We start from the raw sequence: 15429 nt of genomic DNA on the forward strand, positions 1-15429 counted from the left end.
CGTGCTTGTCAGGAGGTGCGGTGGGCCGCGCGCGGCAGCCGGGCGAGCAGCACGCCGCGCGGGCTCGCGACCACCGAGACGAGATAGGCCATGCCCGCGGAGAGGATGATCGCCGGGCCGGACGGCAGCGAGGCGTGATATGAGAGCAGCAGCCCGCAGATAGAGGAGACGACGCCGAGCGCGATCGCCAGCGCGCACATCGCCGCCACCCGCTGCGTCCAGAAGCGCGCGGCGGCGGCCGGCAGGATCATCAGCCCGACCGACAGCAGCGTCCCGAGCGCCTGGAAGCCGGCGACGAGGTTGATCACCACCAGCCCGAGGAAGATGAAATGCACCGGCGGCCCCAGCCGCGAGACCGAGCGCAGGAACAGCGGATCGAGGCATTCGGCGACCAGCGCGCGCCAGAAGACGGCGAGCGCCGCCAGCGTCAGGGCCGCGACGAGGCCGATCAGCGTCAGCGCGTCGTCGTTGAGCGCGAGCACCGTGCCGAACAGGACATGCATCAGGTCGATGCTGGAGCCGCGCAGCGACACCATCAGGACGCCGAGCGACAGCGAGATCAGGTAGAAGGCCGCCATCGAGGCATCCTCTTTCTGGATCGTCAGCCGCGCCACCGTGCCGGCCCCGAGCGCGACGACGACGCCGGCGACGAGCCCGCCGATGGTCATCGGCACGATCTGGAGGCCGTAGAACAGGAAGCCGGCCGCCGCGCCCGGCAGGATCGCATGCGCCATGGCGTCGCCGGTCAGGCTCATGCGCCGCAGCATCAGGAACACGCCGACCGGGCAGGCGCTGAGCGACAGCATCAGCGCGCCGAGAAGCGCCCTTTGCATGAAGGCGAATTCGACGAAGGGCGCGAGGAATATCCGGTGGAACTCATCCATCAGGCGGCGCCCCTGCGGTCTGCCGGCGCGTCCGCATCGACGCCGTGGACATGCGCCGCGCACCATGGCGCGTTCTCGTCCCATGCCTCGTGGAACCGGCGCGCGCGTAAAAGGTTCTCGGCCGACAGCGTCTTGCGCGCCTCGCCCCACGCCACCGACTGCCGCGCCAGCAGCAGGGCTTCCGGAAAATGCTCGCGGACGAGATCGAGATCGTGGACGACGACGAGGACCGTGCGGTCCTCGCCGTGCCACCGCTTGATGAGGGCGATCAGGTCGGCCACGGTCCGCGCGTCGACGGCGTTGAACGGCTCGTCGAGCAGGATCAGGTCGGCGTCCTGCACCAGGACCCGCGCGAACAGCGCCCGCTGCAACTGGCCGCCCGACAGCGTATCGATCGGCCGGCTCTCGAACCCGTCCAGCCCGACGGCCATCAACGCCCTGGCCACCGCGTCCCGGTCTTCGGGGCGGTGCCGGCCGAGCAGCCCGCGGCGCGGCCACAGGCCGAGCGAGACGAGGTCGACGACCCGTGCCGGAAAGGAGGGGTCGAGCTCCGATTGCTGCGGCAGATAGGCGAGGCTCGTCCCGGTGGCGACCCGGCACGCGCCCGCCATCGGCTTCAGCACGCCGACGATGCCCTTCATCAGCGTCGATTTGCCCGAGCCGTTGGCGCCCACCACGGCCGTCAGCGAACCCCTGCGCACCACGCCGCTGAGGTGATGGACGGCCGGATGGCTGTTGTAGCCGAGCGTCAGATCGCTAAATGTAATGCAGGCTTCGGACATCGCGCGGGCGTGGTTCCTTCGGGTTGCGTCAGCAGGGTGCAGGGCCCGGCCTTGAGCGGAGTCGAACGTAATGTTATTACGTCTCTACCACCCGCGCCGACAAATGGCAACGGACGGAGAACCGAGATGGCGCCGCTTCCCGATCTGACGAAGAACCAGACCCTGGTGCTGGACGCGCTGACGCGCGTCGAGGGCCCGGCCAGCGCCTATCTCCTGCTCGACCGGCTGCGCGAGCACGGCTTTCGCGCGCCGCTTCAGGTTTATCGCGCGCTCGAGAAGCTCATCGACTATGGCCTCGTCCACCGGCTCGAAAGCCTCAACTCCTTCGTGGCCTGCGCCCATCCGCACGAGCACGCCCATGGGCACAGGCACGGGCTGGTCGCCTTCGCGATCTGCGAGACTTGCGGTCAGGTCGACGAGTTCTCGGATGCGGCGGTGGAGAAGCGCCTCAGGGGATGGGCGAACGACCATTCCTTCAGGCTTTCGAAGACCACCATCGAGATGCGCGGCACCTGCGCCAACTGCCTGATGCAATAGCCGCCCTTATCCGCCGCTGCCGATCAGCGCCCCGACGGCATCGTTGTAGGGGCCGTACATCACGTTGACCTTGTCGTGCTCCGTTCGAATCTCCTGCGGCCAGCGCGACTTGATGTAGGAGAGCACCGCGACGAGCTCGGAATCGCTCAGGACATCCCTGAACATCGGCATCTTGTCGGGGTCGACCGGCGTGCAGTTCGCCACCGCCACGCCGTCGCGGATGAGCTGGAACAGGGCGAAGTCGGGATGCTGCCACGTATGCCCGTTCTCGTCATGCGGCGGGGCGATCTCCCCGTTTTGGGCGAGCGGCGGCGAATGCCCCGGAACGCCGTGGCAGGACGAGCAATGCGTGCGATAGAGCGCTTCCCCGGCAAGAACGGTCGGCGGGTCTTGCCACCGCAGGAAGCTCGTTGTCCGCTCGGCGACGAGGAAGCCGTGGCCCCACCAGAACGCAAGCCCGGCCGCGCAGGCGAGCGCGACCGCGAGGCCGACCCGGACGAGCGCGCGGTGGCCCCGGCCTTCGGGCATGATCGTCTGCGCCTCGTCCACCGTTGATCCGCACCCTTTTGTCTTCCACGGCCGAGCCTAGCCTGCAATCGCGGGACGGCAAAGCCCGGATCGTCGCCTCTTCCCCGGCCGGGCCGGCCATCCTACGGAGCGCGACACGACCTCCTGTTTGACGATCAGATATGTTACGTTATTTCATTACCAAAAGATTGGTGGTATATCGCAACCCGATGACGAATCTCGCCGCCGCCCCGCCCGGGGCCACCAACCGAAGACGCGGGCGCAACCGCCAGCTCGTTCTCGACGTGCTGGAGCGGGCGACGAGGCCGATGCGCGCGTATGAGCTGCTCGAGCTGCTGCGCGAGGACGGCTTTCGCGCACCGCTTCAGGTCTATCGCGCCCTCGAGCAGCTCATCGCGGATGGCGCGGTCCGAAAGATCGAGAGCCTGAGCGCGTTCGCGCTGTGCGCGCAGGGCGAAAGCCGCGCGGCGTTCGCGATCTGTAGCGCGTGCGGGCATGCGCGCGCGTTTCACGATCCGGCGCTGGACCGGGCGCTGCGCCGGCCTGCCGGCAGGGCGGGCTTTACCGCCACAGCGGCGACGGTCGAACTCTCCGGGCTTTGCGAGCGCTGCGCCCATGAATAGGACGCCCGTCTTCGTGCTCACCGGCTTCCTCGGAGCCGGCAAGTCGACGCTTCTCAACCGGCTCCTCACCGATCCGTCCTTCGCCGGCACGGCCGTCGTCATCAACGAATTCGGCGATGTCGCCCTCGATCACGATCTGGTCCATGCCGGCCGGGCGCAGGTCGTGCGCACCACCACCGGATGCCTGTGCTGCACGGACGGCAGCGACCTCGGAACGTCCCTGCGCGAGCTCTCCGCTCTTGCCGGGGCCGGCGGCCTCTCCTTCAGCCGCGTTGTCATCGAGACCACCGGGCTCGCCGATCCCGCGCCGCTCGTGAACCAGCTGATGCGCGATCCGCTCGTCGCGCAGGGCTTCGAGCTCGCCGGCATCGTCGCCCTCGTCGATGTCGTCACCGGCGCATTGTCGATCGAGAACCATTTCGAGGCGGCCAAGCAGATCGCCTTCGCCGACCGCATCGTCATGACAAGGACCGATCTGGCGCGCGATCCCGCTTCCCTGCGCGACATCGACGACCTCAGGGCGCAGCTCGCGGCGCTGAACCCTGCGGCGCGGCTCGCCGACGCCAACCGGCCCGGCTTCGACCTGTCGGCCCTCTTCCGGCCGCGCGCCTACGCGCCCGCTTCGCTCGGCGACGACGTGACCGGCTGGCTCGCCCTCGACGAGGCGATCCGGGGCGAGGGCCACGAGACGCGGGAGGCGCTGCCCTTCTCCCGCCATGGCGGGCGGATCCGCACCTTTTCCATCGTCCGCGAGCGTCCCGTCGGGCGCGAGGCGCTGCGCAGGTTCCTCGACCTGCTCGCCTTGTCGGCCGGGCCTCGCCTGCTGCGGGTCAAGGGTCTCGTCCATGACCGCGACGAGCCCGACCGGCCGCGCGTCCTCCATGTCGTCCAGCATGCAATCTTTCCCCTGACGGCGCTGGAGGCGTGGCCGGGCGCGGACCACCGCACCCGGCTGGTCTTCATCACCGACGGCATCGACCCCGAGCCGGTCCGCCAGCTCTTCGAGGCGGCGCTCGACGGCCGGCCGGCCGGGCAGGGCCGGGCGCTCGAAACCCTCGCGCGGACCCTGAGGTCGGGCGCCGCCCGGCTGGCCCGCGCCCTGACCGGCTGACCCCGAGACGAAAAGGCAGGAGACGACCCATGTCCGCTGAAGCATCCGCCCAGACCCCCGTGACCGTGCTGACCGGCTATCTCGGCGCCGGCAAGACGACGCTGCTCAACCGCATCCTCTCCGAGCAGCACGGCAGGAAATACGCCGTCATCGTCAACGAGTTCGGCGAGGTCGGCATCGACAACGACCTCATCGTCGACGCCGACGAGGAGGTGTTCGAGATGAACAACGGATGCATCTGCTGCACGGTGCGCGGCGACCTGATCCGCATCATCGAGGGCCTGATGCGCCGCAAGGACCGCTTCGACGCGATCCTCATCGAGACGACGGGCCTCGCCGACCCCGCCCCCGTCGCCCAGACCTTCTTCATGGACGACGACGTGCGGCAGAAGACGAACCTCGACGCCATCGTCACCGTGGTCGACGCCAGGCATCTGCCCGGCGAGATCGACCACGCCCACGAGGCGCAGGAGCAGCTCGCCTTCGCCGACATCGTCATCCTGAACAAGACCGATCTCGTTTCGGCCGGGGAGCTGGCCGCCGTCGAGGCGCGTATCCGCAAGATCAACCCGACGGCGGCGATCCGGCGGTCCACCCGGTGCGACGTGCCGCTCGACCATGTGCTGAACCGCGGCGCCTTCGATCTCGACCGGGTGCTGGAAATCGAGCCCGATTTCCTCGATGGCCACCACGATCACCATCATGACGACCACGTCACCAGCTTCTCGCTGACGACCGACGAGCCGCTCGATCCGCGCAGGTTCCTGCCGTGGGTGCAGATGATCACCCAGCGTCTCGGCATGGACATCCTGCGCATGAAGGGGATCGTCTCCTTCGAGGACGACGACGACCGCTTCGTGGTGCAGGCCGTCCACATGCTGCTCGAGGGCGACCACCAGCGGCCGTGGAAGGAGGGCGAGCCGCGCGTCAGCCGTCTCGTCTTCATCGGCCGCAACCTGCCGAGGGACGTCATCGAGGACGGCTTCATGAAATGCCGCGCCGGGGCGGCATGAACCGCCTCGCGAATCCCTTCGCGCCGCGCCGCGCGCTGCCGGAGAAGACGCGGCAGATCAAGGCATGGGTGCGCGCGCTCTGCAGTCTAGACGAAACCGTCGTCGTGTCCGTCACCGAGCTGGCCTGCCGGGACGAGGACTGTCCCGACATCGAGACCGTGATCGGCATCATGCGGCCGGGCGAGGCGATCGAGACCGTGCGCGTCCACCGCCCCGTCGCCGGGGTGACGCAAGACGATCTCGCCCTCGCCGTCCGCGGAGGCAATCGGCAAACTCCCGGGAAAGGATCGATCTGATGCGTTTCGACGTGATCGTCATCGGCGGCAGCTATGCGGGGATGGCGGCGGCGCTGCAATTGCTGCGCGCGCGCCGGCAGGTTCTGGTGATCGACGCCGGCCGGCGGCGCAACCGCTTCGCGAGCCATTCGCACGGCTTCCTGACGCAGGACGGCGCCGACCCGGCGCAGATCGCGGCGGCGGCGCGCGCCCAGCTGGCGCGATACGAGACCCTGTCATGGATCGAGGGAACCGCCGAGCGGGCGGAAGGCGGCCGCGGCGCCTTCAGGGTGACGCTCGCCGGGAAGGGCGAGGCCGAAGGCCGCCGGCTCCTGTTCGCCACCGGCGTCGCCGACGCGCTGCCGCCGGTGGACGGGCTGGAGGAGCGGTGGGGCCGGAGCGTTTTCCAATGCCCCTATTGCCACGGCTACGAGCTCGGCCGGGGCAGGCTGGGCGTCATCGCCGCAGGCCCCGGCGCACTGCATCAGGCGCTGTTCCTGCCCGAATGGGGAGACGTGACGCTGATGACCAACGGCGCGCTGAGCCTCGACGAGGGCGAGCGGGCGGACCTCGCCGGCCGCGGCGTCAGGATCGAGGAACGCGCGATCACGCGGCTGGAGGGCGGTGCCGATGTCCGCCTGGCGGACGGGGAGATCCTGTCGTTCGCCGGCCTGTTCACCACCTCGCGCTGCCGGCCGGCGACGCCCGTCGCCGAAGCGCTCGGCTGCGCGCTGGAGGAAACGCCGTTCGGATGGCAGATCAGGACCGACGCGCAGAAGGAGACCTCCGTGCGCGGGGCGTTCGCCTGCGGCGACGTCGCCCGCGTCCCTCACTCCGTCTCGCTCGCCGTCGGCGACGGCGCCTGGACCGGCGCCCAGATCCACCGCTCGCTCGTGTTCTGAGGATGGCGGCATCGCCGCAAGGATTGTTGCACTTCCGCAACGCGCCTGCGGAAAAGCGTCGGCCCGTGCGGGGTCTGTCCCCTGCCGGCCGGCGGCTCGCCCGCGGCGAGGCGGCCAATGAAATCAACCACTAAACCTGACTGGAATGCACAAGTTTTGGCGCCTTCAGTCTGGAATCGATCTAAATCGTTGCTGTTGCAGGGAATTTCGTAATCCTCTAGGCCGCGTCTGTCCCCTGCCTAGTGGGGGCGCATTGGCGTTTCCTGCTGTTGTGGTTCGCGTGGACAGGCTGAAACTCGGAAAACTGATCGGTGCTTTCGTCAAGGTGCGGCCGCGCCTCGAGGCGTCGGCGCGGGCACGCACCGGCTGCCGCGCGACGGCCGAGGATCTCGTGCAGGACGCCTGGCTGAAGCTCGAGGACACTTGTCTCGACGCCGAGGTCCACAATCCCGGTGGCTTCATCACCCAGGTCGCCAACACGACGGTGGCGGGGCATCTGCGCAAGGAGCGCCGCCGCGCCGAGATCGACGCGGAAATCTCCGGCCTCCTGTGGGACTCGGTGGACGAGGCCTCGCCCGAGCGGATGCTGATCGGCCGCGAGAACCTGTGCGCGGTGTGCGCCGCGCTCGACGCGTTGCCGGAAAGGACGCGGCGCATCTTCCTGATGAACCGCATCGAGCAGATCCCCCACCGGCGGATCGCGGAAATGCTCGGCATCAGCGACGAGGCGGTCTACTACCATATCCGCCGGGCGCTCGAACGTCTGGCCGTCCTGCGCGACGAGCTCGCAGGCTGATTTTTTCCTGAAGTTTCTTTAGGCAAAGGATGCGCTCGCGCGTCTATAAGGTAGAAGTGCTCCAATCCGAGTGCATCCGCCGATCGACCCCTTGCTGCGCCGAGTGAATGGACGAAACCGATAAACGCCATGACGGGGACGACCACGGGGAGCCTCACGGGAAGCACCGGGTCGCGCTGGATGCGCGCGACTGGATCGTGCGCCTGACCTCCGGCAATGTCAGCGCGGCGGAGCTCGAACGCTTCAAGGCATGGCGCGACCAGTCGCAGCAGCACCGGCGCGCCTTCGAGCGCGAGCGCGCGTTCTGGCGGCAATTGCAGGCGCTGGACGGCAAGTCGGACGGCATGCCGCCCTTCCGGCCCCTGCCGGGCGCCAGACGCGCGCCTGTCGGCCGCCGTGCCTTCCTGATCGGCGGCGGCGCGGTCGCGGCATCCGCCGCGGCGGCCATCGTCGCGATGCCGCGGCTCGGGGTGTGGTGGAACGCCGATTTCACCACGGCCGTCGGCGAGCAGGCCAGGATCGATCTTCCCGACGGCTCGGTCGCGACCCTCAACACCGACAGCGCCATCGCGGTGGACTTCACGCCGCAGCTGCGGCTGGTCACGCTGCTGAAGGGAGAGGCCGAATTCGGCGTCCGTCCCGATGCGTCGTCGCTGTTCCGGGTCGCCGCGCTCGGCGGCAACAGCGACGCGCTGGGCACGACCTTTGCGGTCAAGGCGCTCGAAGACGTGGCGACGGTGACGGTGCGCGAAGGGCATGTGCGCGTCGCGGGGCCGGCGTCGCCGACCGACATCGGCGGGCTCGCAGCCGGCGGGATCGACCTCGCCGCCAACGAGCAGACGACCTACGGCGCGGGGGAGCCGCCGCTGCCCGCCTCCGCGGTCGACATCGAGGCGGTCATGGCGTGGCGCGACGGCCGGGTGATCTTCGAGGGTCGCCCGTTCGCGGCCGCGATGGCCGAGCTCGGCCGCTACGTGCCCGAGCGGATCGTGCTCGCCCCCGGGGTGCGGCCGGACGTGCCGGTCAGCGCCATCTTCTCGACCGCGAACGCGCTCGACGCCGTCCAGGCGCTGGCGAAGACGCAGGGCCTCGTCGCGCGCCGGGTTCCCGGCGTGATGATCCTCGTCGCCTGAGCGCCAGCGAAACTTTTTTCGGAAATCGCGAATTTCGTCTTTAGGCAAAGCCCCGCCTCGCGCGTCAAGAGAGTGAAGGCGCCAGGCAGCACTACCCACGCCCTTCGATTGGTGGCCCGCGCGGGCCGTTTCTCAAGGACAGGGTTTCGGGTTCGATGAACGACGATCGTGCAGGGCAGACCATATCCCGGCGGGCCCGCCGCCGGCTGCTGACGCCGCTGATGATGGGCACGGCGCTCTGCCTCGGCGTCCTGCCGGCCGTCCTGCCCGTCCCGCAGGCGGCGGCGCAGGCCGCCCGCACCCACAGCTTCTCCATCGCCAGCCAGCCCCTGAACGCGGCGCTGCGCGCGCTGGCCGACCAGACCGGCGTCCAGATCGCCTATGCGACATCGGTCGCGGCGGGGACGATCGCGCCGGCCGTATCCGGGACCATGTCGACGGAGGACGCGCTCGCGCGGCTCCTGTCGGGCTCGGGGCTGCGCTACAGCTTCACCAACGCCAACACCGTCACCATCCTCGAAGCCGGCGCGACGACGGACATCGGCAACGTCGCGGCCGACGGCAGCACGGTGCTCGACACGATCGACGTGCTGGGCGGCGGCGGCGGGTTCTCGCCGGATACGCCTTACGAGACGGCGGGCTCCAGCACCTACATATCGGGCGAGCAGATCGAGCGGTTCCGCGGCACGTCCACGGGCGACATACTGTCGGGCACGCCCGGCGTGCTCAACGGCGACAACCGCAACGGCGCGGCGCTCGACGTCAACATCCGCGGCATGCAGGGGCAGGGCCGCTCGCCGGTCAGCGTCGACGGCGCGATACAGGAAACGACGGTCTATCGCGGCTATTCCGGCGTCGTCGGCCGCTCCTATGTCGATCCGGACCTCATCGGCAGCGTGGCGATCGAGAAAGGGCCGAGCTCCGCGGCGGACGGGGCCGGCGTCATCGGCGGCATCATCCGCATGAGCACGATCACCGTCGACGACATCCTGCTGCCCGACAGGACGTTCGGCGTGCGGCTCAAGGGCGGCTTCAACACGAACAACTCTTCCGTCCCGCCCGTCGGAACCTGGGGCGGGCTTTCCGGCGCCGGCAACTATCCCAACGATTCCGTGCCAACGTCCTTCGGCGGGCCGGACGGCATGGACAGGCCGGGCTTCCTCGAGCCGACCGGCGGCTCTGGCAGCATCGCCGCCGGCTACCGGTCGGACTATGTCGATCTCGTCGCCGCCTATGCCCGCCGCAGGCACGGCAACTATCACGCCGGCACGAGAGGCGACGCCATTCCAAAGCCGGAGATCGGCCCGCAATATGGCTGGATCATCGTCAATGGCGAAAGGGTCTGGGGACCGCTGGACGACAGGAGCACCGTCACCTTTCCCGGCCTGTCGCGCTACAGGGCCGGCGAGGAGGTTCTGAACACGTCCCAGGACAACGCGTCCATTCTTCTGAAAGGGACGATCCGTCTCCCTCACGACCAGCAGATCGATCTCGGCTTCATGCGCTACGAGAGCACCTATGGCGAGATCATGCCGTCGCAGGTCCTGTGGAACCCCGGCGGCGGTGCTTACCAGGCCTGGCTGAACAGCATCGAGCTGGACACCTACACCGCGAAATACAAATGGGATCCGGCGGACAACGACCTGATCAAGCTGAACGTCGGCCTGTGGATGGTCGACAGCAACCTGATCCTTCCATACCAGTGGTACTTCACCGATCAGACGCCTCCCCCGGAACTCGCCAACTGGTTCGGCAGCAAGGGCAGGCGCTGGGGCGTGAACATCGACAACACCTCCTTCTTCGAGACAGCGTGGGGCGACGTATCGCTGAACTATGGCGGCTCCTACACCTATGAGATCATCCGGCCGGGCGACGGCACGGAACTGGACGGGAGAAGAGGAAACAGGCGCGAGCTCAGCCTGTTCACCGCCGGGCAGTGGAAGCCGACGGACTGGCTAACCCTCGACGCATCGCTCCGCTATTCGGACTTCACGTCGAAGGACACGCGCCCGTGGACGGTAACGACCTATCCTCTCCGGCACGGGGATCAGGTGATCAACTTCAAGACCTCCGCCGAACGCACGGCGTACCGGCAGGCAAATCCGGGCTCGGTCAATCTTCCTACCGTGCGCGAGACCAAATACGGCGTCTATCGCACCTTCGAGGACGACGGGCTCGCTCCGATCGTCAGCGCGACGGTCGAGCCGTGGGACGGCATCCAGTTCTACGGCAAATATGCCGAGGCGCTGAGGCTGCCGAGCCTGTTCGAGACGACGCGCGGCTGGTCGGCCGACCCGACCCAGGCCGATCTGGAGCCGGAGCATGCCAGGACCTGGGAAGTCGGCTTCAACGTGCTGCGCGACGACGTGCTGGTCGAAGGCGACCGCCTGCGCTTCAAGGCGAGCTACTTCGACAACAACGTCGACAACTACATCACCCGGACCGATACGCCGGAAGGCACCCTGCTCATGGTCAATGTCGACCACGCGAGGCTGCGGGGCTTCGAGCTTTCGGGTTCCTACGACACGGGCCGGTTCTTCGGCAGCCTGGCCTACACCCGCTACACGGACACCGAATTCTGCGTGAAGCCGGGGCAGATCAGAAACGCGACCTATGCCGACCAGCTCTGCACCGAAGGCGGTGTCTCGAACAGCTACGTGGTCAATCATCTCCCGCCGAAGGAGAGCGTGTCGCTGACGCTCGGCGCCCGCGCCTTCGATGAAAGGCTGACCGTCGGAGGCCGGCTCACCTATATCGGCGAGCGGCCGGTGACCGGATTGGGCGAGCGGGCCGGCACCGGCCTGATAACCCATATCGAATGGGAGCCCTACACGGTGGTCGACCTGTTCACGAGCTACAAGGTCAACGATCAGTTCCAGATCGACGCCGCGATCGACAACGTCACGGACACCTATTACATGGACGCGCTCACGCTCGGCCTGTTTCCTTCGCCCGGCCGCACCTTCCGGCTGAACATGACGGCGAAGTTCTGATATCCGTGCCGCGGGGCGGGCGATTCCCGTCCCGCACTCGATCCTGATCCGTCCGTGAAAGCCCTGTCCATGAACGAAGCCGTCATCCTCGACAAACCGCTCGACCTCTCCCGCTCGAAGCGCCTGAAGGCCGCGACCCACGAGACGCACGGGCGGCTGGACGATGCGATCATGGCCGGCGCGCCGTTCGCCAGCCGGGAGCGCTACGGCCTGTTCGCCAGGGTCCAGCACGGCTTCCACCGCGACATCGACTGGTCTGCCCCCTGAAAAGTGGCCCTCCCTGAAGTAGGCTATTGAGCCGTTGGAGAGGACTTTGGAATGCCCCAGAAGAAGCACAAGCCCGAAGAGATTGTCGCGAAGCTGCGCCAGGTCGATGTTTTGTTGTCACAAGGCCGCTCGGTTGGAGAAGCGGTTCGTTCGATCGGCGTGACGCAGTTTACGTATTACCGCTGGCGCAAGGAGTTCGGCGGTCTGAAGGGTGATCAGGTGAAGCGCCTCAAGGAGCTTGAGAAGGAGAACGACCGTCTGCGCAAAGCGGTGTCGGACCTGACGCTCGAGAAACTGATCCTCAAAGAGGCTGCCTCGGGAAACTTCTAAGCCCTTCCCGTCGTCGTCGTTGTGTCGATCATGTCATGGCGAAGTTCTGCGTGTCGGAGCGCTTCGCCTGCAAGGTTCTCGGCCAGCACCGTTCGACCCAGCGCAAGAAGCCCAGAGGTCTGCATGATGAGGAGGCGCTGACTGCCGACATCATCCGTCTGGCTTCCCGGTATGGCCGCTATGGCTATCGTCGGATCACCGCGAAGTTGCGGTCGGAGGGATGGACGGTCAACGCCAAACGCGTCGAGCGCATCTGGCGGCGGGAGGGGCTGAAGGTTCCCCAGAAGCAACCGAAGAAAGGCCGGCTGTGGCTGAATGACGGATCGTGCATCCGGCTTCGGCCGGAGCATCCCAACCATGTCTGGTCCTATGACTTCGTCGAGGGCCGGACCCACGATGGCAGAAAGTTCCGCATGCTCAACATCATCGACGAGTTCACTCGGGAGTGCCTGGCGATCCGGATCGGTCGCAAGCTCAACTCGACCGACGTCATCGACGTTCTGTCGGACCTGTTCATCCTGCGCGGTGTGCCGGGCCATGTTCGTTCCGACAATGGTCCGGAGTTCATCGCCAAGGTCGTGCGGGAATGGATCGTGGCCGTCGGCGCAAAGACCGCCTTCATCGAGCCGGGCAGCCCGTGGGAAAACGGCTACTGCGAAAGCTTCAACTCGAAGCTCCGCGATGAACTGCTCAACGGTGAGATCTTCTACAGTCTCGCCGAAGCAAAGGTCATCATCGAGGCATGGAGACGCTACTACAACACCGAGCGGCCGCACTCATCGCTCGGATACAAGCCGCCGGCACCGGAGGCCATCATCTGGCCTCCACCGTCGCGCGGATCGACACCGCCATCGGCCCAGGTAATGGCCGACAAGCCGATCATGCATTAAGATTGAAACCGGACCACCCTATGGGGTCAGGCCAGTCTTCCCTCTCGGGGAGCCACCAGAGGCCCTCTTCTACAACGCTTTCATCAAGACTGATGGTCATGTTTTAACTGGCCTGTACAACAGCATTCAGAGGCATAAACAATTTTAGCGGCTGAGAGTCGAAAATCACAAAACCATGATGACGATAGAACGCGGCGGCTACTTCATCCTTCGCATCTACTGCGAGCGCGAAAACACCCATTTCCGCACGAAGGGCGCGATTGGCTGCATCCCATAGCATTGCCGCACCAAGGCGCTTTCCCTGAAACGCCGTGTCGATGGCAAGTCGCCCGACGCGCGCGACGGGGACCACCGGATAACGCGGCAGGCGGCGAGCTATCTCTTCCGGCATGTCGCGCAGGGCCACATCACCAGCAGACAGCGTGTAGTATCCAGCGATGCGGTTCGACTCCTGCTCATGCGCGACGTAGCAGAGGGCCGCGCGCCGCTTGATGTCCTGTCCGGCTTGCTCTTTTAGATAGCGGTCCAGCGCAAACACGCCGCAGGAGAATCCCTTGCGGTCATGCTGTGACGCCAACGCCTCGATGACGAAACGGGCCGTCACCGCGATTCCAGAACCAGTTCATCATGTGCGGCCTTGGCGCGCTTCAAAGCCGCCGATGGTTCCGGCGGATTGAAAAGCATATCGACAAAGCGTTGCTGGTCCTCGATCGACAGGCGAATGACGTTGTTGTCCTCGATTGTGCGACGCGCGGCCTCCTGCGCGGCGGATACGATAAAATCGCTAAGGCTACGCCCTTCCATTTCAGCGGCGCGCTTGACGATAGCCAACGCTTCCGGTGCGATACGGGCCTCAAGCCGCGCTGTGCGTGGTGTTTCCTGTGCCATAGGTGAATCTCCTTTCCATCATTGTACGTGAAATCACCGTACAAATGCAAGAAAATCCACTACGTCCTAAATGGCGGGCATATCCAGTTTTCCGGCAGGGCGGAACGTCACCGCCTCCGGCTGGGTTTCCGGTTCGGCATCGTCCAGCGCAAGGGCGTGATCCTGCGGCAACTGACGTTTCACGGCGTCGGGTGCTTCATCGGCGAGCTTTTCCCGCAATTCTTGCAGACGCTCTCGGTTCATTCCGCCCGCTTCGTTGGCCCTTCTGGCTTCCGCGCGCGTCTCGTCGGCAAGTTTCTGAAATTCGAGAATGTCATCGCGCTGTTGCACCAGATCGGCCTCTCGCTCGAACGGGTTCTGATATAGCTCCCAATGGGGTCGCCAGTCCTCGATCATATCGGGGTCGATGTCTTCCACCTCGACGCCATGTTCATCGAAGACCCGCGTTCCGTCCTCAGTCTTGAAGACGCGGCGGCCATCGGGAAGCACATAGGCTTTGTCGAGCAGTATTTTCAGTTCCTCGCGAACCTGTTTCAACTGCTCGTCGTTTTCCATCAGGGCCTTGACGGTGGCGGCGTCATATTCGTCAAGCTCGATCATGAAGCCATTGAATTCTGCTTCGGTCGCCAGAATGGTGATGGCCATATCCAAAAGCGCATCATGCTCGGCGGAAGTATCCTGCTCGCGCTTCTTGTCGCGTTCTTCCTTGTCCTTGACGTGTTGATGGATGCGCCGCTCTTCCTCGCGCCGATCTGCGGCACGTTTCGCAAACTCAAGGCGATATGAGCGAAGCGGTGCTACTTCCATCACCCCCCGCATTCTTTCTCGACAAGAGCGGCCATTACTGCCCCTGCTGTGTAGTCGGAGAGGCGCAGCGGCGGGACATAGACATCTTCCTAGAGAGCTACTCTGAGGTCCCTTGGGAAATCATCGGGGAGTTTCAGGACGTGCTTTCTGGCAAGCATGATGACCGCCCCCAATTGGCCGCCGCCCTCAAGATGGTGCGGGAGACTGGAGCCGAATTGCTTGTGGCGAAGCTGGACCGCCTAAGCCGCAAGGTCTCCTTCATTGCGGCCCTCATGGACGACCCCAAGGTAAAGCTCCGGGTTGCCTCCATGCCCCACGCCGACAAGTTCCAGCTTCATATCTATGCGGCTCTTGCGGAGCAGGAGCGGGACTTCATCTCCAAGCGCACTAAGGCCGCACTCCAGATGGCGAAGGAGAGGGGTCGGCAATTGGGCGGCCTCAGGGACAAGACCATGAAGCGAAACGAGGCGATCCAGCGCAAGGCCAACGCCGAGGCCGCGAAGCTCATCAAGATCATCGGACCCCTCCGGGAGGCCGGACAGACCCTCGCCACCATCGCCGGGACGCTCAATGACATGAAGGTGGAGACTTCGAGGGGCGGCACATGGACGCCCATGCAAGTCAAGAGGGTGCTGGTTCGTATAGGGAGCCTATGAGCAATGCCCACCCT

The 15429-nt window shown here is 66.1% G+C and carries 17 protein-coding genes and 1 pseudogene; 12 read left to right on the forward strand and 6 right to left on the reverse strand.

Annotation, left to right across the window (positions count from 1 at the left end):
• Positions 1–8 precede the first annotated feature (8 nt).
• Positions 9–884 (reverse strand): zinc ABC transporter permease AztB, encoded by an 876-nt coding sequence (gene aztB, locus M9945_RS02190; protein ID WP_367929207.1) that lies wholly within the window; start codon positions 882–884, stop codon positions 9–11.
• Entirely contained in the window at positions 884–1666 is a 783-nt protein-coding gene (gene aztA, locus M9945_RS02195) for a zinc ABC transporter ATP-binding protein AztA (protein WP_367929208.1), read from the reverse strand. The genes aztB and aztA overlap by 1 nt, the downstream gene beginning before the upstream one ends.
• A 126-nt stretch (positions 1667–1792) precedes the next feature.
• On the opposite strand from aztA, the gene M9945_RS02200 reads away from it, so the two are divergent.
• A complete protein-coding gene (locus tag M9945_RS02200; RefSeq protein ID WP_367929209.1) occupies positions 1793–2203 on the forward strand; it encodes a Fur family transcriptional regulator in 411 nt (136 codons plus the stop codon).
• Between the two features lie 6 nt (positions 2204–2209).
• On the opposite strand, the gene M9945_RS02205 is transcribed toward M9945_RS02200, so the two are convergent.
• Complete coding sequence (locus M9945_RS02205; protein ID WP_367943227.1) at positions 2210–2752, reverse strand: cytochrome c; 543 nt, start codon at positions 2750–2752, stop codon at positions 2210–2212.
• Positions 2753–2940: 188 nt separating this feature from the next.
• Between M9945_RS02205 and M9945_RS02210 the strand changes: the two genes are divergently transcribed.
• The 10 genes and pseudogenes from M9945_RS02210 (at position 2941) to M9945_RS02255 (ending at position 13064) form a co-directional block, all read left to right on the forward strand.
• Positions 2941–3354, forward strand: coding sequence for a Fur family transcriptional regulator (locus M9945_RS02210; RefSeq protein ID WP_367943228.1), 414 nt, complete (start codon positions 2941–2943; stop codon positions 3352–3354).
• Positions 3347–4465: a GTP-binding protein gene (locus tag M9945_RS02215; protein ID WP_367943229.1), complete on the forward strand. Its 1119-nt coding sequence runs from the start codon at positions 3347–3349 to the stop codon at positions 4463–4465. The genes M9945_RS02210 and M9945_RS02215 overlap by 8 nt, the downstream gene beginning before the upstream one ends.
• Positions 4466–4494: 29 nt before the next feature.
• Positions 4495–5478 carry a GTP-binding protein gene (locus M9945_RS02220; protein ID WP_367929213.1) on the forward strand — a complete coding sequence of 328 codons (984 nt, stop codon included), beginning with the start codon at positions 4495–4497 and terminating at the stop codon, positions 5476–5478.
• A complete protein-coding gene (locus tag M9945_RS02225) occupies positions 5475–5774 on the forward strand; it encodes a nitrate reductase (protein WP_367929214.1) in 300 nt (99 codons plus the stop codon). Before M9945_RS02220 ends, M9945_RS02225 begins: the two co-directional genes overlap by 4 nt.
• A complete protein-coding gene (locus M9945_RS02230; protein ID WP_367929215.1) occupies positions 5774–6655 on the forward strand; it encodes an NAD(P)/FAD-dependent oxidoreductase in 882 nt (293 codons plus the stop codon). Before M9945_RS02225 ends, M9945_RS02230 begins: the two co-directional genes overlap by 1 nt.
• Positions 6656–6935: 280 nt before the next feature.
• Positions 6936–7451 (forward strand): RNA polymerase sigma factor, encoded by a 516-nt coding sequence (locus tag M9945_RS02235; RefSeq protein ID WP_367929216.1) that lies wholly within the window; start codon positions 6936–6938, stop codon positions 7449–7451.
• A 107-nt stretch (positions 7452–7558) separates the two neighbouring features.
• Positions 7559–8584 carry a FecR domain-containing protein gene (locus M9945_RS02240; RefSeq protein ID WP_367929217.1) on the forward strand — a complete coding sequence of 342 codons (1026 nt, stop codon included), beginning with the start codon at positions 7559–7561 and terminating at the stop codon, positions 8582–8584.
• Positions 8585–8739: 155 nt separating this feature from the next.
• A complete protein-coding gene (locus M9945_RS02245) occupies positions 8740–11577 on the forward strand; it encodes a TonB-dependent receptor (protein WP_367943230.1) in 2838 nt (945 codons plus the stop codon).
• A 69-nt stretch (positions 11578–11646) separates the two neighbouring features.
• Positions 11647–11829 (forward strand): annotated as a pseudogene (locus M9945_RS02250) (biliverdin-producing heme oxygenase); the annotation flags it as partial.
• A 66-nt stretch (positions 11830–11895) separates the two neighbouring features.
• Positions 11896–13064 (forward strand): IS3 family transposase gene (locus M9945_RS02255; RefSeq protein WP_367930896.1). Its coding sequence is split into 2 segments (ribosomal slippage): positions 11896–12160 and positions 12160–13064, totalling 1170 coding nucleotides; the frame shifts between segments, so codons are not numbered across the junction.
• Between the two features lie 103 nt (positions 13065–13167).
• Here the strand turns inward: M9945_RS02255 and M9945_RS02260 are convergent.
• The 3 genes from M9945_RS02260 to M9945_RS02270 all read right to left on the reverse strand — a co-directional run bounded on the left by M9945_RS02260 (position 13168) and on the right by M9945_RS02270 (position 14759).
• On the reverse strand, positions 13168–13668 hold the full coding sequence (locus M9945_RS02260; protein ID WP_367930895.1) for a GNAT family N-acetyltransferase: 501 nt from the start codon (positions 13666–13668) through the stop codon (positions 13168–13170).
• The gene (locus M9945_RS02265; RefSeq protein ID WP_367930894.1) at positions 13665–13952 is read right to left on the reverse strand and encodes a DUF1778 domain-containing protein; all 288 of its coding nucleotides are present in this window, start codon (positions 13950–13952) and stop codon (positions 13665–13667) included. Before M9945_RS02265 ends, M9945_RS02260 begins: the two co-directional genes overlap by 4 nt.
• A gap of 66 nt (positions 13953–14018) precedes the next feature.
• Positions 14019–14759, reverse strand: coding sequence for a hypothetical protein (locus tag M9945_RS02270; RefSeq protein WP_367930893.1), 741 nt, complete (start codon positions 14757–14759; stop codon positions 14019–14021).
• On the opposite strand from M9945_RS02270, the gene M9945_RS02275 reads away from it, so the two are divergent.
• A complete protein-coding gene (locus tag M9945_RS02275) occupies positions 14735–15415 on the forward strand; it encodes a recombinase family protein (protein ID WP_367943231.1) in 681 nt (226 codons plus the stop codon). The genes M9945_RS02270 and M9945_RS02275 overlap by 25 nt on opposite strands.
• Positions 15416–15429 lie beyond the last annotated feature (14 nt).

It is taken from the genome of Aquamicrobium sp., assembly GCF_023954335.1.
GTDB lineage: Bacteria > Pseudomonadota > Alphaproteobacteria > Rhizobiales > Rhizobiaceae > Aerobium.

Bases quoted from the DNA above. Each gene is read 5' to 3' on its own strand.
- aztB (WP_367929207.1), bottom strand. From the start codon at position 884: ATGGATGAGTTCCACCGGATATTCCTCGCGCCCTTCGTCGAATTCGCC.
- aztA (WP_367929208.1), bottom strand. From the start codon at position 1,666: ATGTCCGAAGCCTGCATTACATTTAGCGATCTGACGCTCGGCTACAAC.
- M9945_RS02200 (WP_367929209.1), top strand. From the start codon at position 1,793: ATGGCGCCGCTTCCCGATCTGACGAAGAACCAGACCCTGGTGCTGGAC.
- M9945_RS02210 (WP_367943228.1), top strand. From the start codon at position 2,941: ATGACGAATCTCGCCGCCGCCCCGCCCGGGGCCACCAACCGAAGACGC.
- M9945_RS02215 (WP_367943229.1), top strand. From the start codon at position 3,347: ATGAATAGGACGCCCGTCTTCGTGCTCACCGGCTTCCTCGGAGCCGGC.
- M9945_RS02220 (WP_367929213.1), top strand. From the start codon at position 4,495: ATGTCCGCTGAAGCATCCGCCCAGACCCCCGTGACCGTGCTGACCGGC.
- M9945_RS02225 (WP_367929214.1), top strand. From the start codon at position 5,475: ATGAACCGCCTCGCGAATCCCTTCGCGCCGCGCCGCGCGCTGCCGGAG.
- M9945_RS02230 (WP_367929215.1), top strand. From the start codon at position 5,774: ATGCGTTTCGACGTGATCGTCATCGGCGGCAGCTATGCGGGGATGGCG.
- M9945_RS02240 (WP_367929217.1), top strand. From the start codon at position 7,559: ATGGACGAAACCGATAAACGCCATGACGGGGACGACCACGGGGAGCCT.
- M9945_RS02245 (WP_367943230.1), top strand. From the start codon at position 8,740: ATGAACGACGATCGTGCAGGGCAGACCATATCCCGGCGGGCCCGCCGC.
- M9945_RS02265 (WP_367930894.1), bottom strand. From the start codon at position 13,952: ATGGCACAGGAAACACCACGCACAGCGCGGCTTGAGGCCCGTATCGCA.
- M9945_RS02275 (WP_367943231.1), top strand. From the start codon at position 14,735: ATGAGCGAAGCGGTGCTACTTCCATCACCCCCCGCATTCTTTCTCGAC.
- M9945_RS02270 (WP_367930893.1), bottom strand. From the start codon at position 14,759: ATGGAAGTAGCACCGCTTCGCTCATATCGCCTTGAGTTTGCGAAACGT.